Below are 21,607 nucleotides of genomic sequence, written 5' to 3' on the forward strand. Positions count from 1 at the left end.
AAAAACGACTGGTATTAGTTTATAAGCCTTAATTAATAAAAGTAATACACGCCTTGTTACAAAGTTGATTGAACTGATAAATATCTGCTTTGTCTATTAAATAACATACTAACTTATGGAACAAAACTGTGAAATACCTTTATAAAATATGGAAAAATAACCGCTCGTTAATCGTATTTATCTCGCTGATGTGTGTTTTTAGAAGTGCAGTGGCTGACTGGTACGAAGTACCCACAGGTTCAATGCAGCCAACCATTGTTGAGGGCGACCGTATATTGACAGATAAAATGGCGTATGACCTACGAGTGCCTTTTACTAAAATTTCGCTGGTTAAACTAGCCGAGCCACAGGCCGGTGATATTATTGTATTTGATTCTGTTGCGGCACAAAATCGCCTAATAAAAAGAGTAATAGGTGTACCGGGCGACACTGTTGCTTTAGTTAATAATCAACTTGTTATTAATGGTGAAAAGCTTAATTACGAAACTGTAGCTGAAACCGCCATAAACCGAGTGGAAATAGAGAATTTGCATGGCATAAAACATACCGTAAAACTCGCTAAGCAGCGCTCTTATATGCAAAATTTTGATCCTCTTATCATCCCTACAGATATGTATTTAGCAATGGGGGATAACCGTGATAACAGTGCTGATTCACGAGTAATAGGCTTAGTACCAAGAGCTGAATTGCTCGGAAGGGCAAAGCGGGTGATAGTTTCACTGGATTACGATGACTATTATTTACCACGTAAAAACAGGCTTCTAAAAGAATTACAGTAATAGTAAGCGCTGTTATAGTCTGGTAAAGGATAGCACTGATAAAAGATAGTAGTGCAAAAAATAACAGCGCTAAAACTTAAAATAGCTTAGCGATTAAATTTAGCGTTGTTGACTCTCACCTAACAATAAACTGTATATAAAAATAGTGTTTATGATTTTGTCAGATATTACTGATCTCTAGCATTTTTGTATATTGCTGCATTTGTAAAAAATGAGGTGAAGTTAACTAGTTGTTTACAGGTATCTGTTTGATAGCTAAGATAAATGCATTATAATATATGGATATTTTTCTGTTTGTAAAAAGATAAATGTCGTAGATAAAATTGTTATACCTTCAAGGAAGCTCAGTGAAACTTTTAGTTTTGTTATTTTTATTTACTTCAATATCAACTTTTTCTTGTGATAAAAAAAGCGAAATAAAGAAAGTAGCGGCGTTTATAACTCAAGATAATTTCGCTGATTTATCAGAAATAACGGTTTATTACCCTGTTAATTATGGTGTTGCTGAGGCTGTAAGAGCTGTAATCTCTCTAGGTGAAATTGATAGGGTAACCTTGTATGTTCCTACAATTATTTCTGAACCACATGCTTTTGAAAGCAATCATGAGCTAGCTGATTATAAAGTATCAACCTTTACAATTAAGACTGATACGATAAATGAGGCTTATATTACTGTGAATTACCGAGCTCCGAAGAAAAATGATGGCTTAATCACTTTTTGTATGGGACCTTTTCGAGTCTATAAAATAAGTGAATTACCGATAAAGAAGGTATAATAAACGCATCAGAAATGACTTCAAACGCTTGGCTGGCGCTCATTCTTCGCTAATTATAGCCAAGCATTTTCCGCAATTTATGCGCGTGTTAACTTAACTAAACATGGTGCCCATATTGAGAGTTTCTGAAAGGCTGAAATATGCAGTCATCTTATCTTTCGCCAGTTGGCCACTATTCATTTGGCTGGGCACAGATCTCGTCGGTAGCTTTTGCGCACTTTCAGGGTTTATAGTTGGCTATTACTTTGCTCCAATAACTCACAGACAAACCAAAAAGTACCAAGTACAGCTTTTAGGTTTGGGCATGGGCTTTCTAGCTCTGTATTTATCGAGCTTTTTAAGAAGTATATTTGAGTTAATTTCAGGTGAGCCTTTTAAAGGTGTAGGTTACTACTTAATATCAGCACTAACAGGGCCTTATTTTGGTCTAATGTTTTTCGGTATGCCACTTATAATTTTTTCTTTTACCAATTATATGATTTGGCTATGGTCATCCAAACTTTAAGTTAACCGGGTAGCCGCAGGTCGCTAACTTCAGCACCTACAATTTTATGTGCTGGAAAAACAATTTGTTGTGGCAATTAAAAAAGCCGTTGTTTAAAACAACGGCTTTTTAGTGTTAACTAGTTAAAGTCGAATTACATTACACGCATACCTGGCTCTGAGCCGTCGTCTGGGTTTAAAATATAGATTTCTTTACCGCCAGGGCCTGCTGCTAGTACCATGCCTTCTGACATGCCAAAGCGCATCTTACGTGGCTTCAGGTTGGCAACCATAACCGTTAGTTTGCCTTCAATATCTTCTGGCGCATAAGCTGATTTAATACCAGCAAATACTTGGCGTGTTTCGCCGCCTAAGTCGAGCGTTAGTTTAAGTAGCTTATCAGCGCCTTCAACGTGCTCTGCTTTGGCTATTTTAGCTACACGTAAATCTACTTTGGCAAAATCGTCAAATTCGATTTCAGCTGCAATAGGCTCTTTTGCCAAAGGGCTGTTTGGATCGATTTTGTCTTTTGCAGCGAGTAAGCTTTCTTTTGATTCTTCGACCATTTTATTTACTTTATCCATTTCTACACGTTGCATTAACGGTTTAAATTTATTGATCGGGTGGCTAACAAGCGCAGTTTGCGCGCCTTGCCAAGATAGATCATCATTTAAGAAGTCTTCTACGTTTGCCGCCATACCCGGTAATACTGGTTTTAAGTAAGTCATTAGCACGCGGAATAAGTTAAGCCCAAGCGAACACACTTGGTGAGCTTGTTCTTGTTTCGTTTCGTCTTTGATTAATACCCATGGTGCTGAGGTATCAATAAATTGGTTTGCTTTATCAGCAAGCGCCATTATTTCACGAATAGCACGGCTATAATCACGGTTTTCATAGTGCTGAGCAACGGTATCGGTAGCTGCTTGGAATTCAGCTAATAATTGCGGCTCCATGACAGTGTCACTTAATTTACCGTCAAACTTTTTAGTAATAAAACCGGCGCAACGGCTGGCAATGTTAACCACTTTACCAACTAAGTCTGAATTTACACGTAGTGCAAAGTCTTCTAAGTTTAAGTCAAGATCGGTGATGCCGCTGTTAAGTTTAGCAGCGTAGTAATAACGTAAAAACTCAGGGTCGAGGTTGTCTAAATATGTACGCGCTTTAATAAACGTGCCTTTCGATTTAGACATTTTAGCGCCATTAACCGTTACAAAACCATGCGCGAATACATTGGTTGGCTTTCTGAATTTTGCGCCTTCAAGCATTGCTGGCCAAAATAAGCTGTGAAAGTAGATAATATCTTTACCGATAAAGTGGTAAAGCTCAGCGTCAGAGCCTTCTTGCCAAAATGCATCAAAGTCGATGCCTTGTTTGTCGCATAAGTTTTTAAAGCTGGCCATGTAACCAATTGGCGCATCAAGCCAGACATAAAAATATTTACCAGGCGCACCAGGGATTTCAAAGCCAAAGTAGGGCGCATCGCGGCTGATATCCCACTGTTGCAGGCCATCGGCAAACCATTCGTCTAGTTTGTTAGCCATTTCTTGCTGAATAGTGCCGGAGTGAAGCCACTCTTTTAACATGCCTTCAAATGCTGGCAGGTCAAAAAAGTAATGCTCAGAGTCTTTAAGTACTGGCTCAGCACCTGACATCACAGAGCGCGGGTTGATAAGCTCTGTTGGGCTATATGTTGCGCCACATGCGTCACAGCTGTCGCCATTTTGGTCTTCAGACTTACAAGTTGGGCACGTACCAGTTACAAAGCGATCGGGTAAGAAAATGCCTTTTTCAGGGTCAAATAACTGTGAAATAGTATGCTTTTTGATATGACCGGCATCGTTTAAGCGATTATAAATAAGCTCGCTGAATTCTTTGTTTTCTTGGCTGTGGGTGCTGTGGTAGTTATCAAATTTAATATTGAAGTCTGCAAAGTCACGTTGACGTTCAATGCTGACATTTTTTACCATTTCTTCCGGCGTGATCCCTTGCTTTTGTGCATTGAGCATAATTGGCGTGCCATGGGCATCGTCGGCGCAAACATAATAAGCTTCGTGGCCTTGTAGTTTTTGAAAACGTGACCAGATATCAGTCTGAATATATTCCAATAAATGGCCTAAATGTGTTGGGCCGTTGGCATAAGGTAATGCACTGGTAATGAGGATCTTTCGCTGTGCCATAATCATTCCGAATTGACGGTTCCTGTTAAGGAACGGATGAAAATCATAATATTATCAGCAAACCTAAAGGAAACACCTTCGTGGTTGGCCGATTTTCATTAATTGACTGGTGTTAATGCCCTGAATGTTACATAATTCCGAGGCAATTTTCATCAAAGAAACACTATTTTATTGTTATGTTTGGATTGTCGAAACTATTCTCCTCTAAATCGGTGCAAAAACAACCGATTCTTACTGCCTTAGCAGGGTATCGCAGTGCCGCTTTTGCTGTCGGCATTGATGAAAAATTCATTAAAAGCATTGAATCAAAAAATGATAAATCAATATTGCTTCATTTAACGCTGCCATTTGCTGCGTTATCTGAAATGCCAAAGGTAGCAGCGTTTGTAAGCCAACAACTTAATCAAGCAGTGACAATTAACGCAAGCATTGAGCTGACTGAAGCATGTAAGTTCAAAGCGATAAAACATATTGTGTTGATTGCATCAGGCAAAGGTGGTGTGGGTAAATCAACCACCGCGGTAAATTTAGCGGGCGCACTCAAAGCTGAAGGCGCGAAAGTGGGGATTTTAGATGCGGATATTTATGGCCCGTCTATTCCAATGTTGCTAGGCCTTGAAGGAGCAACACCCACGGCTAAAAATGACAAGCAATTGCTACCATTTGACGCTAATGGCATCAAAGCACAATCAATTGGCTTTTTAGTGCCTAGTGATGATGCCACAGTTTGGCGCGGACCGATGGCGTCGGGCGCATTAACGCAACTGTTAAATGAAACTGCATGGGGTGAGCTTGATTACCTGATTGTAGATATGCCACCAGGAACTGGGGATATTCAACTTACTATGAGTCAGAAAGTACCTGCCAGTGGCACGGTGATTGTGACGACTCCGCAAGATTTAGCACTTGCTGATGCGCAAAAAGGCATTGCCATGTTTAATAAAGTGAATGTGCCAGTATTGGGCTTGATTGAAAATATGAGTCATTTTTTGTGCTCACACTGCGGCGAACCAAACCATGTATTTGGAAAGGATGGCGCAATAAAATTAGCTCAGCGTCATGGTGTGCCAGTGTTGTCGCAAATTCCTTTGGCGATTGATATTCGCGAATACTCAGAGCAAGGCAAATTAATCGCCATGGATAATCAGGCTGCGGTGAGTGAAACTTATGCTGACGCTGCGCGGCTGATTGCCAGTATGCTTTACTATCAACAACCCCATCATAATTCAGTCGAAATTGTGATTACGGATGATTAACTAATGAGATTATCAGATACCCATATTAAAGAATATATTGCCCAACAGCGTATTATTATTGAGCCAAGTCCGACCGATGAAATGATTTCTGGGGTAACGGCAGATTTACGTTTAGGTAATAAGTTTCGTGTATTTCAAGATCATACAGCAGCTTATGTTGATTTAAGTGGTCCAAAAGATCAGCTTAATAAAGCAATGGAATCAATAATGAGCGATGAAATAGTGTTAAAAGAGGGCGATGCATTCTTTTTACACCCAGGTGAATTAGCCCTTGCGATGACCTATGAAAAAGTCACGTTGCCGGCAGATATCGTTGGCTGGCTTGACGGCCGTTCATCTTTGGCACGTCTTGGCTTAATGGTGCATGTGACGGCCCATCGGATTGATCCCGGTTGGTCTGGTAATATTGTTTTAGAGTTTTATAACTCGGGTAAATTGCCGTTGGCATTACGACCTATGATGAAAATCGGCGCTATGAGCTTTGAGACCATGTCAGGTCCTGCTGAAAATCCTTACAATACACGCAAAGATGCCAAATATAAAGATCAAACCAGCGCAGTTGCAAGTCGTATTAGTGATGATAGTAACTAATTAAAATATAGTTTTAAAATAAAGGCTTATCACTTGATAGGCCTTTTTTATTGCTTGGAAATACACTCACTCGATTTTATTACCATAAACACTGCTTAAGCATTTTATTGATATATTATCCACGGTTCAGGTTATTTACTGGCTATTTCATTTAATACCTCCATACTTTAATTATCTTTTTATAATTTACTATTTGTTCAATGCACATGGAGTGACAGTGGATCAGGCAAGCATATTAGCGCGAGCATATTGTATAAAGATTTTTTTAATACTGTTAAGCATTACTGCTACAGCGTCTGTGATGGCTGATGAAGTGCCTGCCAGTGGCTGGTTAGTGCCAGCAAATACGCCCTTTCAAACTACCAAACCCTTACTAGAACAAGTTGTCACTACCGATTCAAAAACAGATTTATCACATGTTCGTATCAAGGCAGAGCAAGGTTATTGGTTTATTGTTGATTTAAATAAACGGTCGCAATCAAAAGTTGAGGTGATTTATGCAGACAATTCCCATTTAGCGCAGCTTAATTTTTATATTCTTAATGAGAGTTTCAACCCGTTAGTTGAAGTAAAAAATGATGCATACCGTTATGTTGATAAAGTACTGCCACACGCACTGTTACCTAAAGATGAGGCTCGTTGGGCTGTAATTTACGCTCGCCATAGTGAAGATGACAGGCTGAGCATTGGCCTTGCAACTGGTAATGAATTTGCCAATTTGATAAACAAGAAACTGCGAAATTTCTTTTTAATTACGGGGCTATTACTGCTGTGTCTTGCCGTTGTTGGCACTGTATACGGTTTATCTCATCAAGCAAAATCGCTTTATTTACTTGCTTACCTAGTGTGTGTATTAAGTGAGTTTTTAATAGCAAAAGGGGTGTTGAATTACTTTAATATTGAATTTGCGTCTTTATGGTACACAAAGTTACAGTTTTCATTTCAAGTTATAGCCTTAGGGGTGGTCAACTTTTACTTTATTCATTATTTACAGTCGCAAAATCATTTAAACGCTCGACAAGATAAGTTAACAGTTTATATAAGCTTATTTTGTGTTGCAGCACTATTTAGCTGTTTTATGAAGCAATCAGTGCAGTTTGCTGTAGTGACCGTGTGTTTGGGTTCTATGTTGGTGGTGCTGAGTTATTTATTTTTTTATTGGCTTAGTAATACCAAAAAAGCGATGCAATTTAAGTTTGTACTGGTCTGGTTTGCAGTGGTTTTACAAACTTTATGTTGGCAAGCAACGCTGGTGGCAGGTGCACAGATACAGCAACTTAATGATATGTTACTGGTGCTAAATGTAATTACTTTTGTGATGGTGTTACTCATTCACGAGCGTAAGTGTGTTATGCAATATAGCTACAGCCTCACTCACGACGACGATACAAAATTACCTAATAAACAGTTACTAATAGAGCGTCTTGATAGTCAGGTGAAATTATCAACAGAGCATTCTTTACTGTTATTTAGGCCTGCTGTACTGATTAATGCTCGGGCAAATTTTGGCTATGAGCATGTAAATGAGCAGATAAAATTAACCATGGGCAAATTAGCCCAGCAATTAGCGTCAATGAATGTGCTGTGTGTTGAAGCTAATCTTCAGCATAGCCGTTGTATTGCCAGGTTAGATGACAGCACCTATGGGGTTGTAATAGTCGGCAAGTTAGAATTAAGCCAAGTAGAGCAGTTTGTATGTGTGATCAATAGCGTTTTTGCTGAGGGTCTCACTCATCAACGCATTCACTTAATTGATAAAGTTGAAATTGGTGTAGCAAATTATCCCTTACATGCCAGTACCTCATTACAACTAGTCCAGCGAGGGCTGCAAGCATTGGCGGTTAAACCACTTCATGGTGAACGCTGGCATATGTTTAATATAGAGAATGTGACGTTATCGCAACGGCGCATTGCGATTGCATCAGCTTTAAAAGAAGCCATTGAATGCGATCAGCTTAGTTTATTTTTTCAACCGCAGATATATCTAAACACCGGTAAAGTGCACGGCGCGGAAGCTTTATTACGTTGGGAGCATCCACAGTTGGGTAATGTTCCCCCTGATTTATTTATCCCTATTGCTGAATCATCAGGGATAATTTCAGATTTAACCGAATGGGTTATTACGCAAGCACTGCAATATCAAAAGAAAATGATTGTATTATTGCCTGAGCATATTGTATCTATCAATATTTCGGCTAAAGATTTGCTGCGTAAAGATTTACCCGTGTTATTTATAACGTTGTTGAATGAGCATCAACTCAACCCGGCTAATGTAATGTTAGAACTAACGGAATCGGCAACACTCTTTGAGGGGGTTGATATAAAAAATGCCCTGAATGATTACCGTTTAATTGGCGTTAAAATAGCAATTGATGACTTTGGCACGGGGTATTCGTCACTCGCGTATTTGAGCAAAATGGGCTTTGATGAAATAAAAATAGATAAGCAATTTGTAATGAATATTGAATACTCTAAAAATGATCAAACAATTTGTCGTGCTACCTGTGATATTGCCAAATCACTGGGTTCATACGTAGTGGCTGAAGGGATAGAAGATAGCCAAAGTATGGCTAAATTACAAAGCTATGGCTGTGAAGTTGGTCAGGGATACTTTTTTTCACGGCCATTACCGTTTGACGATTACATGCAGTGGCTTGAAGAAAATCTTGAAACCACCACCGTATTTGTCAATGATCTTGAAAAAGTAGTTGACCTAATTGGGAAAAATAATCATTGAGCGCGTTATTACAAATTTTTAAGCTATCGCGCTTAGGGTAAATTAGCGCTGAGTTATTGAGCCCAGAGACTAAAAAGTGATTAACGATCTGCTCATTACAAGCAATACATGCTTCAAAACTACGTGCAGCTAACTCTTCAGGCATACTCATATAAAACTGCTGATGGCGTTTATCAAATTCTATACAATCTAATACATACTGATTAGCGTGTTGACCGGTTGGTTCTAGAAATACCCCTTGGTAAAACTTATTTAATGCTAAGTTTAGTGGGTGACTTTGCCCAATCGTGTGCTCCAGCCAAAGTTTAGAGGCAAAATGCTGTGGCGAATGCTGGGGAAATATGTGTTTAGTTATGTGATGATCAAACGCATGAAACCATTCATGCGCCAGCGCGCCACCGCCTGCATTTTTTGCCAGCGCAAGGGTACGAGTACGGCTATTATAATGTGCTTGGACGTGTTGTTGCCCGCCATGGCCAAAAGCAAAATTGAGTTTCCCCCTCAGACCAATGGTCTTTGGCGGCACTTGCAGTATTTGCGCTAAATCGGCTAGTGCGTCGTAAATTAAATTAGCACTAATAAAGCGTTCTTCTTTGGTGACCCATTTACCCACCACCATAGTACGAAAACCAAATGTATCGCGGATATCACTAAAGTCAACTTGGTCATCAAATCGGTAATCCGGTCCTTGGCGGTAAAACCCGCGCTTTAAGCGATTGCTGGCACTCATTTGGCTTGATAACGCGCTTTAACATGCTCAGGCATAAACTGGGTTTGTTTTCTGTTGAGCGCTTCCAGTGCCTGATATAAAGGCTCAGGGTTAATATGTTCAATCAAGGCTAAACTATGTGCAACCGCTTCTAATGTGGAGAGGCTATCTGCACGGGGAGCTTTGCGAATACGATATCGGTTTTGTGGGATCGTCGTAAAGCTGACCTTTTTAAAAGCCGCAAGGGCTGGGGTAAGTTGCATGATCTTAAATGCTTTTTTCCAGGTGCCATCGATTACAATTAGATGACTTAACCGGCTTTTAAATTGTGGTGCTGCGGTACTTTCATCATCCAGTAAGATGGCATTATCATCAGGGTAGAGTAATGCAGTTGTGGCAACGGGTAGTGTGTTTAGTTGTGCAAAATCAGCCTGCGTTTCTCCTACCATGATGTCGTATTGCGTTAGGCACAATGTGAGTAAACGGGCGGTGTTTTTAGTGATCTTTACTTCGCTAGGATGCTGCAAAATTATAACTTTGAGTTTATTTTCCAGTACCGACAAATCTTCACAAAGACACGTTTGTAGACTAAATTTACAATTAACACACAAAGAACGGGACATAAAAGAATCTTGTTTAGTAGCAATAAGTTGAAAAACCCGCTAATTATACGCTTAATGAGACAATTAGTTGGTTTTTTTTCTATAGAACGATAAAGTATAAAAATAGTATAAGTTACTGGTTTAGTGTTGCTAAATACAAAAGGATGAATAATGAATACAATAGTCATTGATGAAAGCGCATTGGAAAGTATGGAATCGTTATTAGGCGAGCAATTTAGCGATACGCTGACTTTTTGTTGTGCTGAATTTGAACGATTAGGCTCTGAAGTATTGGCTACAATACATAGTGATATCCAAGTCGCAAGTCGCCATGCTCATAGTTTAAAATCAAATGCCGCGCAGTTTGGTGCCAGCAGTCTATCTCAGGTGGCCAGAGAAATTGAACAAAGCTTAAATAATAATGATGTTTCTCAGGCGCTTGCGGCAGCTCAGCAGCTTGACAACCAAGTTGCCGGATCAGCCGCTAAGTTAACTGATTGGTTACAAAGCCGTTAGTTAGCTATACCCAGACGTGAATTTATTTCAGTTTTGAGGTATTAAATCCACTGGTATTTAGCCCCTCTACTAGGTTAATCTAGCTGTTCCACTAGTAGAGGTAAAAATGTCAGAAATTAAAAAGAGTCATAAATTACAAGGCGTTTGTTATGACATTCGTGGGCCGGTGTTAGTTCAGGCTCGCAAAATGGAAGATGAAGGCCAAAAAGTTTTAAAATTGAATATTGGTAATCCTGCGGCATTTGGGTTTGATATGCCTGAAGATATGCACCGCGATATTATTCGTAACTTGTATTCAGCCCAAGGCTACTGTGACTCCAAAGGCCTCTACTCAGCCCGTGTGGCTATTTATCAGCACTACCAACAACGTGGTTTATATAACCTAGACGTCGATAATATTTATATTGGTAATGGGGTCAGTGAATTAATTCAAATGACGACTCAAGCTTTGCTGAATAATGATGATGAAGTGTTGATCCCAGCACCTGATTATCCATTGTGGACCGCTTCAGTCAAACTTGCGGGTGGTAATCCAGTCCATTACCTATGTGATGAAGAGCAAGATTGGTTCCCTGATATTGCTGATATTCGCAGTAAAATCACGTCAAAAACTAAAGCATTAGTGCTGATCAACCCTAATAATCCGACGGGTGCAGTATACGACGACGCACTTTTACAGCAGTTAATTGATATTGCACGTGAACATAAATTATTGTTATTGAGTGATGAAATCTATGAGAAGATTTTATACGATGGGATCACGCACAGCTCCATTGGTGCACTGTGTGATGATGTGCCGATAATTACTTTTAATGGCTTAGCAAAAACCTATCGCGCAGCGGGTTTGCGTATGGGCTGGATGGTATTAAGTGGCCGTACTGCATTGATGGATGATTTACGTAAAGGTTTAGATATTTTAGCCTCTATGCGTTTATGTGCCAATGTGCCGGCACAATATGCGATCCAGCAAGCATTAGGTGGCGTACAGTCGATTGATGATTTAATAAATCCCGGTGGGCGTTTATACGAACAACGTGATATTGCATGGCGTGGTTTAAATGCGATAGAAGGTATTTCGTGTGCAAAACCAAAAGGAGCATTGTACGCATTTGCCAAAGTAGATACTGAGCGTTTTAATATCAAAAATGATGAAAAAATGATTTTAGATTTACTCAAAGCAGAAAAGATCTTACTGGTTCACGGAAGAGCATTTAACTGGCCAAATCCAGATCATTTCAGATTGGTATTTTTACCTAACAAAGATGATTTAACGACTGCTATGAGTAAGATGCAACGCTTTTTCAGCGATTACAGACAAAGCTAACGTAGTAATAAAGTTATAAATACTAAAAAGCGAGCATTAATACTGCTCGCTTTTTAGTTTAATGTAATAGCTTAATAGGCTTTATCAACGCGGACTGTATTATCTGATAAATATACTAAGCGCACGCTGTCGCCAGTTCTAAATATCATTTGATTGTCTTTGTCTTGTACCACCATAAATTGTTCACCGTTTTCAACTTTGATCATTAACTCGACTAAGTGGTATTGATTATAATGGCTGCTTTGTTGCCTGTTGTTCGCCACACTGCCACCGATGACCGAGCCTAGAATAGTCGCTGCGGTGCGACCACTGCCGCCGCCAAATTGGTTACCAATAACGCCACCAAGTAATGCACCGCCAAAGGTTTTCCAGCCACTATTTTTGTCTTGAACAAGTTCTTGCTCGGTAATATTACGTACAGATTGAACACTGCCAAATAGTACTTGCTGGACAGGAACGGCTTTATTGCGTTCGTATGCGGCAAAGCTTGGATTACTGATGAGCAGGGCTGTACACAGCCCAAGTATGAGTTTATTCATCATTTACCTCCTCAGCTGAATTACCAGCCAAAGGTTGATTTTTCGCGGGTTTTACGAATTTCTGTTTCGTCCGCCCATTCTACTAAGCCACTTTTTAAATCCATTAAGCGCATTGTAAATTTATAGTATACGTCGGCTTTATCGGCATTCGATTTTACGATGCTCGACAGGTTGCCATAAAGCATATACTGCGCGCCAACTTGTTGGCCAAATGCAATCGCTTTAGTTGGGTCTACTAGGGCATCATCATTTTGAAAGTTCAATTGTTCTCGAGCGGCTTCTACGCGGCCCATATCAACAAAACGAAATTTACCACTGCGCAATAATTGTGTTGAAATTGAATCGGTAATTGATTCAGTATCAATGTGTTCACTGGTTTTGTTTTTTATACGTTCAACAAATACGATTGGTCGAGTATTAGCTGTTAATGTGCCGACCACAGGTGATGCCAACAGTGAATCCGTCATTTGGCTGGCGACTTTTTGTAAGTCAGTTGAACCGAAGTTAATATCAGTTGTTTCTACGGCTTGTGCGTCTCCGTAGCTGACTACGGCTTTATTGGCACAGCCACTGAGGGCAAGCGCACTCAAACCTAACAACGCAAAACCCGAGAGTGTTTTTAGCGTTGGTTTTTTAGTTGTGTTTACTGTATTCATAATGGTGTCCTTTAATCTTTAAATTCTTGTGCTTGTGTCGATACTTCGCGTACCGCTAATGAAAATGTAACCGCATCAGATGTAGGTGCAAGGCCTGGCAGTTGCACGTTAGCAAAACCAAATAAAGTCAATGATTGCCAAGGGGAATGATTGCCTTTGATCACAAATCCATCGCCGTCATACCAGGTAAATTGATACTGTAAATATTGTGATTTTTTATACTGACTCGAAAGTGTGACAACAACATCAGTTAATTGATTCGTTTGGCGAGTCTTTACATCACTAATGGCCAGCTTTCTACCTAGTGCAGGATTATCGACTTTTAGCTGTTGTTGGTATTGCGCTGAAGCTTGTTCAACACTTATACCTGATGTAGTCGGTCTACTGGTACAGGCAGCAAGTAGACAGACAGTTAATAATGGCACTAAATATTTCATGATAGCTCCTAAAGTTGCACTACATGGGAATTAAAATAGTTGTTAATAGAGGTTAGATAAATCAAGGTTAACCCTTGCTTACTAACCGTAAAGTTTATGTCTTTCTGATTGGCAAGTTTTAAAACATGGTCTCCTGCTGTTAACTGGGTGCGCGCAACACTGATTTGATTAGGTAAAGTTAACCAACTGCGGGTATCTGCTTGCTCAGAGGCTAGGTTGTATAGATTAGCGAATATATTACCCACATCGCCGCCACTTCTAGCCAGCTCTGCCCGTACTTTTTCTTTAGCGACTAACCGCAGTATTTGCCTCGATACTCTTGCCGGTGTTTGCTCTTCAAGTGTTTTAGCCGCTAACGCTTCTATTCTTACCAATGGACTCAAAGGTAAAATCTGTGTTCCGATACTAATATCACTAACCGCTGGTATATAAGCTCTATCTTTATAAACGGGCATCGCTAAGCTATAAAAACGGGCATCACCACCGGATGTATAAATAGGCAGACGCAACACAAATTCGTCTTTTTCTGGCACTAAACCTTGTTCGATCAAGATCACAACGTCACCGCTGTTGGCGACTTGTTTTGGTAATTCAGCAAAGCGTTTTTTATACTCGGAAAAATCTTGATCAAACCCTTGCTGTTTTGCTAATTGCAGCACAACCTGCTGCAAATAGGTGTTTTCAGGGTTGATCTCTAGTGCCTTTTTATAATCTATATATGCATCATCGTATTGTTTATTACTTTGATAGAGCAAACCTGACAGATAAAATGTAAACGCATTTTGATAGCCATTTTTTACGTTTTTGATCACCTCATCCATACTTGGGTAATGTTTTTGTGCTGCTTTCACGCTAGCATCTATGTCGTCTTGATTAGCCGTTAACGCATCTGTTTGTACTTTATTTGCACGGCGAACTTCGACTAATGCGCCCTCAATATTATGTTGATATATATAATTAAGTGCTTGGTAACTGTGCAGCATACTCATTTCATAAGCCGCTGGCGTATAGCTAATGACTGAATCATTGGTAAAAAGGGCGTTACTTTGTTCAAGCCCTGCGCTTACTTGTATTTTTGCTGCTTGGCGTTTTATTTCCATTTGCTGATATACCGCTTCGTACTGTGGTCTTGCAGCCTCATTTTGATTATTTAAATTGCTTAAACGGGCCTGCTCTAATTGATTGAGCAAGTAGTTACTATGTGACTGCCCATTAGTCGGCAAAAGCTGTTGGGCTTGGTCGATATTGTTGGTCTTAATAGCTTGGCGTACAGGCGTCATTTGGGTAGCGTAATCTGAAAACAGATCACTAAACCCAATGGTGCTGCATCCACTTAGCATGACACAAAAGCCAAAAATAACACTGCGTTGCACATGGCACTCCTTTTATAAGCGTTAATACAGATTAGCATAATCTAATCCAGAGAAGATGTTAAACAATGTAAAAAAGCGTAGCAATCACCGTGTTTATAAGAAATAGTTACGCGATCATTGGTCACTGAGTTGTTGCACGATACATTCGAATGATCAAAACAATAGGTAAGCTTTGCGCTATTATGGCAATCCTGTATAAATAGATACTTCAGGCAAACAGGTAGCAGATTTTCTTATTATGTTGATTAATTAATGGATCGAGTGGTTGCCGACTACTAAACGATAGAATAACTCACCTCATAGGGTTTAATGCTTAGCAAGATTAAAACTAAGGATCACTTTGAAAGCAACACTGTTTACGGTACTCGCCCTAGTGGCATTTGCAGCTAATTCTCTTTTATGTCGTATGGCATTAGCACAAAATTACATTGATCCATGGAATTTTACAGCTTTGCGGCTATTCAGTGGCGCATTGTGTTTAGGATTTATTTTCCTTATACAAGCAGTACCAACAGAGTCTGTAGCTAGGGAAGATAACAATCTTAATAATACAGAGCATGAACGTGGTAGTTGGCGCAGCAGTGTTAGCTTACTGGTTTATGCGTTATGTTTTTCAATTGCCTATATAGAATTGGACACCGGAACTGGCGCGTTGATTTTATTTTCAGCTGTTCAATTGACTATGATTGGCTGGGGGATTTTCAACAAGGAGCGACTCACAACTGTACAGTGGTGTGCATTTATTATCGCAGTCATTGGTTTTGTGTATTTAATGCTGCCATCGGCAACGATGCCGTCAATGAGCCCAGCATTATTAATGACGATTAGCGGTATTGCGTGGGGGATATACAGTATTCGCGGAAAAGTGTGCCTATCCCCACTGAAAACCACAACGTTTAATTTTGTGCGTAGTTTATTTGCATTACCGATATTGTTGATCGTGGGTTTTGGTTATTTATCGGGGATCAGTTGGCAGGGGATCGCGCTTGCATGTGCATCTGGTGCTCTTGCGTCGGGTATTGGCTATAGTGTTTGGTATGTTGCCGTACCCTTATTAAAAAGCAGTCAAGCCGCAGTGGTTCAGCTGTGTGTGCCAGTGATAGCTGCACTGGCAGGGATGTTATTTTTAGCGGAAGAACTAAGCATTCAGTTTGTTATTGCCAGCGCCGTTATTCTTGGCGCTGTGCTGGTTTTTTTACTGGCTAAACAACCGCAGGGCTGACATTGAGCACGTAACGCTGATACAGTTGCGGCAAATTCGCCAAAATAGCAGCTTTGCCGGCAAGCTGACTGTTATTTATAGTATCAGCTAATACGGTTAAACTCTGATGTTGTTGTAAAATGTCAGATTGCACTATGTGGCTAATATGCCAAGGTTCAGGCGCAACGCCGCCTAAATCATGTTGATAAGGGCGATAAAAGCCATACTTTTCTAAATGACTATCAAGCCACTTTGTCAGCGCTGCAAAAGGGCCATTGTCTTGGTATTCGTGCGGCTCTAACTGCAGCTGATAGTCATCAGAAACACTGGCTTTGTCAAAAATATCCAGATCAGTACCAAAGTGATGGCGACTGCTTCCCGGTAGGGCTGAATAAAGCATAATGGCATGGCATTTTTCAATGTCTGTCATGGAGGCTAAATCAACGGGCTGTTGCTGCTTATTGAGCACAGGTCGATGACCATTAAATTTAGCATTCCAAATCAATGCTTGACGTTCAAAGTTACGAAAGCTTGATGCAATAGTCAGTGCAAAGCCTGCATCGCGAGCTGCATTTTGCAACTGCATAAAGTCATCAATAATGTCTTTATGCAGTTTATGAGCTTGATAATCAACAAGCAGTAGCTCGTCTTTACCACAGGCACACTCAGCCAACTGTTGCGATGTGAGCTTAGCAGGGATCATGTTAAAAGTTGCTCTAGAATTTGCTCGTAAATATCAGCAAGTGCAATGAGATCATCACAATTAACGCACTCATTCACTTTATGAATGGTGTCGTTACGTGGTCCAAGTTCAATAACCTTAGCGCCGGTTTGTGCTATAAAACGTCCATCTGAAGTACCGCCAGTGGTTTCAAGTGCGGTATTTAAGCCAGTTATTGATTTGATGGCTGCAACCGTCGCATCAATAAGCGGGCCGCCTTCGGTGATAAATGGCTGACCGTTAACAATCCAACTCAGCTCGTATGCAAAATCATATTCAGCCAGAATGTCGTTAACTCGTTGCTGGAGTTGCTGATGAGTTACTTCGGTACTAAAGCGAAAATTAAATTGCACTTCAAGCTCGCTTGGGATCACATTGCCAGCTCCCGTACCGCCATTAATATTTGAAATCTGAAAACTAGTAGCAGGGAAAAATTCATTGCCGTTGTCCCATACCGTTTGACTCAACTGGGCAAGCATTGGCGCTGCAATATGAATCGGGTTTAGAGCAAGTTGCGGATAAGCCACATGACCTTGTATACCTTTAACAGTTAAAAAGCCAGTCAGTGAGCCTCGGCGGCCATTTTTAACGACATCACCCAGTACATCACGCGATGAAGGCTCGCCGACCAAACACATATCTATTTTTTCACCTCGGGCCTCCAGCGTATCGATTACTCGCGTGGTGCCGTTGATAAAAGGGCCTTCTTCATCAGAGGTAATTAAAAAAGAAATTGAGCCTTTATGATCGGGGTGTTTAGTTACAAATCGCTCGGTTGCTACCACCATGGCAGCTAAAGAGCCTTTCATATCAGCCGCACCACGGCCATGCAACATGCCATCGGCTAGAAAGCCAGAGAAAGGCGGGTGCTGCCAGTTCTTTTCTGGTCCAGTTGGTACTACATCAGTGTGACCTGCAAAGCAAAAGTGCGGTGAGCTGTCGCCTTTTCGCGCCCATGTATTTTGGGTGTCAGTAAAAAACAGTGATTCAATATTAAAACCAAGCTGTGCCAATCGCTCATTCATTATAGTTTGGCAATCTGCATCTTCAGGGGTGACTGAGCGACGCTGTATTAAGGCTTGCGCAAGTTCGATGACGGGATGATTCATGATGCAAAAATCTCATCGTATTGCGCTGGTTTAAAACCTAAATGATAGCTGTTGTTGCGAATAAGCACTGGGCGCTTGATCATTGCCGGTTGTGCTACCAAAATTGCCAAGGCAGTGTCTTTATCAAGGTTCTGTTTTTGCTCATCTGATAATTGGCGATAGGTTGTGCCACGTTTATTGACCAGATCTTGCCAGTCGATGTGCGTTGCAAACTCAGTGATCATATCAAGGCTTATGCCGTCTTTACGGTAATCATGAAAATTAAAGTCAATGTTGTTATCGGTTAAATATTTTTTGGCTTTTTTTATAGTGTCGCAGTTACTAATGCCGTAAAGAGTCGTCATATTAATTACTTCTTAGTTAGTGTTAAAAGAGTATCTACCCCAGCTGTAACCTGAGATAAAGAATAATGTATTGGTTTAAGTTGATGCCCGTTAAGTAAAATAAGGCTGGCAAGTAAGGGGCTATTGAGATCTCTAAGATCAAAATAAGCGAGCCGTTGCCCTTTGGTTATTTTACTGCCGTTGAGTTGGGCTATATGAGTGTGTTTAATGTGTTGCTGTTGGTCTAAATATAAATTTAGAAGCACTTTTAAGCCATTGTTGGCTTGTAAAATAAATTCAGTACCGGCATTTTTTACTTGCATTAATGTACCATCAAAGGGCGCTAATATTTTATGATTGCTCAGGGCAACCATAATCCCTGGGCCAAGTGTGCCGTAGCTAAAGAAGGGTTCTGGGTGCTCACTTAATGGGGCAACTTTACCACTAAAAGGGCTACAAATTGCAATACTGTTAGCCGCTAACTGACGTTGTGGTAAATAACTAATATCCGTGTATTTCATTATGTTAATTTGGGCTCATTGAGAAACTGATAGCCATCTTTTTTTAACGCGCTGATGGCATCTTTAATACGCTGTTGTTTTACTAAAACGTAATCGGTGTCGTAGGTTGAAATAGCAAAAATAGAGATATTTGCTCTGGCTAAAACTCCAGAAATATTTGCCATTATTCCGGTTAATGAAAAACCAAGTGGACCGATCACTTCTAACGCGCGCCAATCGTGCTCAGCATCAAGGCTTTCAATGGCGAACTGGCTAGGGCAAACAATAGATAACTCATCGTTGGTTTTGGCGATAATAAACATTGATTGTTTGAATAAAGCAGCGGGGATCTCGCTATCAACATCAAGGCTATGAATGGTAAAGGCCGTACTATGCAGTTGTAACGTTTGCTTAGACATTGCTACCCCTTTTTTAATTGTGAGACTTCCCATCTGTGTATACTGATCAATAGTATAGATTATCTTACTTAAATAAAAGAGCAATGTTGTCCACAATTTCTGTGGATAAGGTTGGGAATAGGGAGGTATAACAACGCTAAGTTATTTATTTTATTTATAATTATTATTAGCTAAAGAAATGCTCAGGGTAAAGTGATCACCACGCAATCACTTTACCCATGGTATTAAATATTTTCGGCTTGTGCCGCTTGAATGGCAGTAAGCGCAATGGTATAGACAATATCATCAACCAAAGCACCGCGGCTTAAGTCATTGACGGGTTTGCGCATACCTTGCAACATTGGGCCGATACTTATCAAATCAGCACTTCGTTGCACCGCTTTATAAGTGGTATTCCCGGTATTTAAGTCTGGAAATATAAACACCGTCGCTTTACCAGCCACTGGACTATTTGGTGCTTTTTTAAGTGCGACATTTTCCATAATCGCTGCATCATATTGTAATGGACCATCGATGATCAGATCAGGGCGCTTTTGTTGCGCTAACTTTGTTGCTAGACGGACTTTTTCTACATCAGCCCCAGTGCCTGACGTGCCGGTGCTGTAGCTTATCATCGCTACTCGTGGCTCAATACCAAATGCGGCGGCTGAGTCTGCGGATTGAATGGCAATATCGGCTAATTGCTCAGCGGTTGGATCAGGATTAATAGCACAATCTCCGTATACCAGTACTTGATCAGGCAGCAACATAAAAAACACCGACGAGACTAATGATGACCCTGGTGCGGTTTTTATTAATTGCAGCGGCGGACGAATGGTGTTGGCAGTTGTATTTACTGCACCCGAAACCAGACCATCAACTTGACCACGCTCTAACATCATAGTGCCAAGCACAACGTTGTCTTGGAGCTGTTCAAGGGCAACCACTTCAGTCAGGCCTTTGCTTTTACGAATATCAACCATAGGCGCAACATAGTCGTTGATCACATCATGAGGTTCGATAATGGTTACATTTTCGTTTAGCTCAACACCTTGTTGTATAGCGATACGTTCAATTTCTTCTCGATCGCCCAATAGAATGGTCTTCGCAATACCACGTTGACCGCAAATAGCGGCGGCTTTTATTGTGCGAGGCTCATTGCCTTCAGGTAACACTATAGTTTTTGCCGCTTGGCGGGCTTTATCCGTGAGTAAATAACGAAATGCTGGAGGTGACATTTTACGAGTTTTGCCGACACTTTTAGCAAGCGTATCTAACCAGTCAGAATCAATATGGCTGGCATTATGATGCTTTACTTTATCAATTCGTTGTACGTCATCGCACGGTACTTCCATATTAAAGTTATGCAGTAGCAATGAAGTACGCCAGGTGTCAGCATCTGTACTGAGGATTGGCAGGCCAGTGGCCATCGCTTGTTCGCACAAGGTCATGATCCGTGGCTCAGGTTTAAAACCACCAGTTAATAAGATAGATCCTAATTTAGTGCCATTCATAGCTGATAAACAGGCCGCAACTAACACATCTGAACGATCGCCTGGGGTCACCAGCAGTGCGCCTGGGGTAAAATGATTTAAGATATTTGACACTGTTCTGGCACAAAATGTTACGCGGCGTAGACGACGATGAGCCATATCACCTTCGTTGATCACGTCAGCTTTTAAATACGCACATAAATCTTTAACGCGCGGAGCAACCAGCTCAAAATCCCATGGGATCGAGCCAAGTAACATAAACGGATGTTTTCTAAAAATAGGTAAAGATGCTAAGCGATTGAGCTCATTGTCAAGCTCGTCGGGTTTATGTGCTTCCACGAGATCGGCGCGTGCTCTGCCTTCATCATCCAGTGGTGCATTTACTTTATTAAAAATACAGCCTAATACGCGGGCATGGTCAACACTGCCATAATACCCGGCTGCAATTTCTAGGCGGTCTTCAATTTGATCGTTACTGTCATTACCAGGAGTGAGCACAAACACAATGTCAGCGCCGAGAGTTTGTGCTATTTCGCGGTTTACTCTACCTGCATAAGGTTGGCGGCGAGTAGGGACCATACCTTCGATAATTGCGACTACATCGTTGCCTATGGCATTTTCAAAGCGCTCAACAATTTCTTCAAGTAAATCATCACCTTTTCCATCCCCGATCATTTGCTCTGCATAATTTAGTGCAAAAGGAGTAGGTGGTGTAATAGGTGAGCCTTGGGTGACAATTTGTGTTGATTTTTCAGGGCCCGTTTCACCTGAGCGAGGCTGGGCTATGGGCTTGAAAAAATTAACTTTGACCGCTTTTTGTTCTAACGCACGCACTAACCCGACTGAGACCGATGTTAAACCAACCCCAGTAGAGATAGGTACTAGCATAATTCGACGTGCCATA

Annotated in this window: 22 protein-coding genes; 9 read left to right on the forward strand and 13 right to left on the reverse strand. The window is 40.8% G+C overall.

What is annotated here, in order from left to right:
* Window positions 1–128 precede the first annotated feature (128 nt).
* From lepB to H5232_RS00220, 3 genes are all read left to right on the forward strand, one after another.
* Complete coding sequence (lepB, locus tag H5232_RS00210; protein ID WP_182717909.1) at window positions 129–779, forward strand: signal peptidase I; 651 nt, start codon at window positions 129–131, stop codon at window positions 777–779.
* 347 nt (window positions 780–1,126) lie between these two features.
* Entirely contained in the window at window positions 1,127–1,555 is a 429-nt protein-coding gene (locus tag H5232_RS00215) for a hypothetical protein (RefSeq protein ID WP_182717908.1), read from the forward strand.
* 115 nt (window positions 1,556–1,670) lie between these two features.
* Window positions 1,671–2,060, forward strand: coding sequence for a hypothetical protein (locus H5232_RS00220; protein WP_182739230.1), 390 nt, complete (start codon window positions 1,671–1,673; stop codon window positions 2,058–2,060).
* A 133-nt stretch (window positions 2,061–2,193) separates the two neighbouring features.
* Here H5232_RS00220 and metG read toward each other — a convergent pair whose 3' ends face one another.
* A complete protein-coding gene (metG, locus tag H5232_RS00225) occupies window positions 2,194–4,218 on the reverse strand; it encodes a methionine--tRNA ligase (protein WP_149981018.1) in 2,025 nt (674 codons plus the stop codon).
* 176 nt (window positions 4,219–4,394) lie between these two features.
* Here metG and apbC point away from each other — a divergent pair, with 176 nt between their 5' ends.
* From apbC to H5232_RS24585, 3 genes are all read left to right on the forward strand, one after another.
* Window positions 4,395–5,474, forward strand: a complete 1,080-nt coding sequence (apbC, locus tag H5232_RS00230; protein WP_182717906.1) for an iron-sulfur cluster carrier protein ApbC — start codon at window positions 4,395–4,397, stop codon at window positions 5,472–5,474.
* Window positions 5,475–5,477: 3 nt separating this feature from the next.
* Entirely contained in the window at window positions 5,478–6,065 is a 588-nt protein-coding gene (gene dcd / locus H5232_RS00235) for a dCTP deaminase (RefSeq protein ID WP_145233702.1), read from the forward strand.
* A 217-nt stretch (window positions 6,066–6,282) separates the two neighbouring features.
* Complete coding sequence (locus H5232_RS24585; protein ID WP_182830432.1) at window positions 6,283–8,802, forward strand: bifunctional diguanylate cyclase/phosphodiesterase; 2,520 nt, start codon at window positions 6,283–6,285, stop codon at window positions 8,800–8,802.
* On the opposite strand, the gene H5232_RS00245 is transcribed toward H5232_RS24585, so the two are convergent.
* Both H5232_RS00245 and H5232_RS00250 read right to left on the reverse strand, forming a co-directional pair.
* Window positions 8,753–9,532, reverse strand: a complete 780-nt coding sequence (locus H5232_RS00245; RefSeq protein WP_182717904.1) for a CLCA_X family protein — start codon at window positions 9,530–9,532, stop codon at window positions 8,753–8,755. The genes H5232_RS24585 and H5232_RS00245 overlap by 50 nt on opposite strands.
* Window positions 9,529–10,134: a tRNA-uridine aminocarboxypropyltransferase gene (locus tag H5232_RS00250; RefSeq protein ID WP_182717903.1), complete on the reverse strand. Its 606-nt coding sequence runs from the start codon at window positions 10,132–10,134 to the stop codon at window positions 9,529–9,531. Before H5232_RS00250 ends, H5232_RS00245 begins: the two co-directional genes overlap by 4 nt.
* Before the next feature lie 150 nt (window positions 10,135–10,284).
* Here H5232_RS00250 and H5232_RS00255 point away from each other — a divergent pair, with 150 nt between their 5' ends.
* Together H5232_RS00255 and H5232_RS00260 are read left to right on the forward strand one after the other, a co-directional pair.
* The gene (locus H5232_RS00255; RefSeq protein WP_145233710.1) at window positions 10,285–10,629 is read left to right on the forward strand and encodes an Hpt domain-containing protein; all 345 of its coding nucleotides are present in this window, start codon (window positions 10,285–10,287) and stop codon (window positions 10,627–10,629) included.
* Between the two features lie 106 nt (window positions 10,630–10,735).
* Window positions 10,736–11,953, forward strand: coding sequence for a pyridoxal phosphate-dependent aminotransferase (locus tag H5232_RS00260; protein ID WP_145233714.1), 1,218 nt, complete (start codon window positions 10,736–10,738; stop codon window positions 11,951–11,953).
* Between the two features lie 71 nt (window positions 11,954–12,024).
* Here the strand turns inward: H5232_RS00260 and H5232_RS00265 are convergent, their stop codons facing one another.
* From H5232_RS00265 to H5232_RS00280, 4 genes are read right to left on the reverse strand one after another with little or no spacing between them, the layout of a single operon-like run.
* Window positions 12,025–12,492 carry a glycine zipper 2TM domain-containing protein gene (locus H5232_RS00265; protein ID WP_149981188.1) on the reverse strand — a complete coding sequence of 156 codons (468 nt, stop codon included), beginning with the start codon at window positions 12,490–12,492 and terminating at the stop codon, window positions 12,025–12,027.
* Window positions 12,493–12,512: 20 nt separating this feature from the next.
* Window positions 12,513–13,148: a penicillin-binding protein activator LpoB gene (gene lpoB / locus H5232_RS00270; protein WP_145233716.1), complete on the reverse strand. Its 636-nt coding sequence runs from the start codon at window positions 13,146–13,148 to the stop codon at window positions 12,513–12,515.
* Between the two features lie 11 nt (window positions 13,149–13,159).
* Complete coding sequence (locus H5232_RS00275; RefSeq protein WP_182717901.1) at window positions 13,160–13,585, reverse strand: YcfL family protein; 426 nt, start codon at window positions 13,583–13,585, stop codon at window positions 13,160–13,162.
* Between the two features lie 8 nt (window positions 13,586–13,593).
* Complete coding sequence (locus H5232_RS00280; RefSeq protein WP_182830433.1) at window positions 13,594–14,958, reverse strand: tetratricopeptide repeat protein; 1,365 nt, start codon at window positions 14,956–14,958, stop codon at window positions 13,594–13,596.
* A gap of 340 nt (window positions 14,959–15,298) precedes the next feature.
* Here H5232_RS00280 and H5232_RS00285 point away from each other — a divergent pair, with 340 nt between their 5' ends.
* Window positions 15,299–16,180 carry a DMT family transporter gene (locus H5232_RS00285; protein ID WP_182830434.1) on the forward strand — a complete coding sequence of 294 codons (882 nt, stop codon included), beginning with the start codon at window positions 15,299–15,301 and terminating at the stop codon, window positions 16,178–16,180.
* Here the strand turns inward: H5232_RS00285 and H5232_RS00290 are convergent.
* The 6 genes from H5232_RS00290 to pta all read right to left on the reverse strand — a co-directional run bounded on the left by H5232_RS00290 (window position 16,161) and on the right by pta (window position 21,606).
* Window positions 16,161–16,862 (reverse strand): M15 family metallopeptidase, encoded by a 702-nt coding sequence (locus H5232_RS00290; protein WP_182830435.1) that lies wholly within the window; start codon window positions 16,860–16,862, stop codon window positions 16,161–16,163. The genes H5232_RS00285 and H5232_RS00290 overlap by 20 nt on opposite strands.
* Window positions 16,859–17,989, reverse strand: a complete 1,131-nt coding sequence (gene dapE / locus H5232_RS00295) for a succinyl-diaminopimelate desuccinylase (RefSeq protein WP_182830436.1) — start codon at window positions 17,987–17,989, stop codon at window positions 16,859–16,861. The genes H5232_RS00290 and dapE overlap by 4 nt, the downstream gene beginning before the upstream one ends.
* Window positions 17,986–18,333, reverse strand: coding sequence for an ArsC family reductase (locus H5232_RS00300; RefSeq protein WP_182717896.1), 348 nt, complete (start codon window positions 18,331–18,333; stop codon window positions 17,986–17,988). The genes dapE and H5232_RS00300 overlap by 4 nt, the downstream gene beginning before the upstream one ends.
* A 5-nt stretch (window positions 18,334–18,338) precedes the next feature.
* On the reverse strand, window positions 18,339–18,833 hold the full coding sequence (locus H5232_RS00305; RefSeq protein ID WP_145233732.1) for a PTS glucose transporter subunit IIA: 495 nt from the start codon (window positions 18,831–18,833) through the stop codon (window positions 18,339–18,341).
* Complete coding sequence (locus H5232_RS00310; protein WP_145233734.1) at window positions 18,833–19,231, reverse strand: ACT domain-containing protein; 399 nt, start codon at window positions 19,229–19,231, stop codon at window positions 18,833–18,835. The genes H5232_RS00305 and H5232_RS00310 overlap by 1 nt, the downstream gene beginning before the upstream one ends.
* Window positions 19,232–19,455: 224 nt before the next feature.
* On the reverse strand, window positions 19,456–21,606 hold the full coding sequence (gene pta, locus H5232_RS00315; protein ID WP_182830437.1) for a phosphate acetyltransferase: 2,151 nt from the start codon (window positions 21,604–21,606) through the stop codon (window positions 19,456–19,458).
* Window position 21,607 lies beyond the last annotated feature (1 nt).

It is taken from the genome of Pseudoalteromonas sp. SG41-5 (assembly GCF_014164495.1).
Taxonomy (GTDB): domain Bacteria; phylum Pseudomonadota; class Gammaproteobacteria; order Enterobacterales; family Alteromonadaceae; genus Pseudoalteromonas; species Pseudoalteromonas rhizosphaerae.

What these genes read in the sequence shown, in the direction of transcription:
- pta (WP_182830437.1), bottom strand. Translation starts at nt 21,606, where the DNA reads ATGGCACGTCGAATTATGCTAGTACCTATCTCTACTGGGGTTGGTTTA.
- lpoB (WP_145233716.1), bottom strand. Translation starts at nt 13,148, where the DNA reads ATGAATACAGTAAACACAACTAAAAAACCAACGCTAAAAACACTCTCG.
- H5232_RS00255 (WP_145233710.1), top strand. Translation starts at nt 10,285, where the DNA reads ATGAATACAATAGTCATTGATGAAAGCGCATTGGAAAGTATGGAATCG.
- H5232_RS00310 (WP_145233734.1), bottom strand. Translation starts at nt 19,231, where the DNA reads ATGTCTAAGCAAACGTTACAACTGCATAGTACGGCCTTTACCATTCAT.
- H5232_RS00305 (WP_145233732.1), bottom strand. Translation starts at nt 18,833, where the DNA reads ATGAAATACACGGATATTAGTTATTTACCACAACGTCAGTTAGCGGCT.
- H5232_RS00265 (WP_149981188.1), bottom strand. Translation starts at nt 12,492, where the DNA reads ATGAATAAACTCATACTTGGGCTGTGTACAGCCCTGCTCATCAGTAAT.
- H5232_RS00250 (WP_182717903.1), bottom strand. Translation starts at nt 10,134, where the DNA reads ATGTCCCGTTCTTTGTGTGTTAATTGTAAATTTAGTCTACAAACGTGT.
- dapE (WP_182830436.1), bottom strand. Translation starts at nt 17,989, where the DNA reads ATGAATCATCCCGTCATCGAACTTGCGCAAGCCTTAATACAGCGTCGC.
- H5232_RS00290 (WP_182830435.1), bottom strand. Translation starts at nt 16,862, where the DNA reads ATGATCCCTGCTAAGCTCACATCGCAACAGTTGGCTGAGTGTGCCTGT.
- metG (WP_149981018.1), bottom strand. Translation starts at nt 4,218, where the DNA reads ATGGCACAGCGAAAGATCCTCATTACCAGTGCATTACCTTATGCCAAC.
- H5232_RS00245 (WP_182717904.1), bottom strand. Translation starts at nt 9,532, where the DNA reads ATGAGTGCCAGCAATCGCTTAAAGCGCGGGTTTTACCGCCAAGGACCG.
- H5232_RS00260 (WP_145233714.1), top strand. Translation starts at nt 10,736, where the DNA reads ATGTCAGAAATTAAAAAGAGTCATAAATTACAAGGCGTTTGTTATGAC.
- H5232_RS00275 (WP_182717901.1), bottom strand. Translation starts at nt 13,585, where the DNA reads ATGAAATATTTAGTGCCATTATTAACTGTCTGTCTACTTGCTGCCTGT.
- dcd (WP_145233702.1), top strand. Translation starts at nt 5,478, where the DNA reads ATGAGATTATCAGATACCCATATTAAAGAATATATTGCCCAACAGCGT.
- H5232_RS00300 (WP_182717896.1), bottom strand. Translation starts at nt 18,333, where the DNA reads ATGACGACTCTTTACGGCATTAGTAACTGCGACACTATAAAAAAAGCC.
- apbC (WP_182717906.1), top strand. Translation starts at nt 4,395, where the DNA reads ATGTTTGGATTGTCGAAACTATTCTCCTCTAAATCGGTGCAAAAACAA.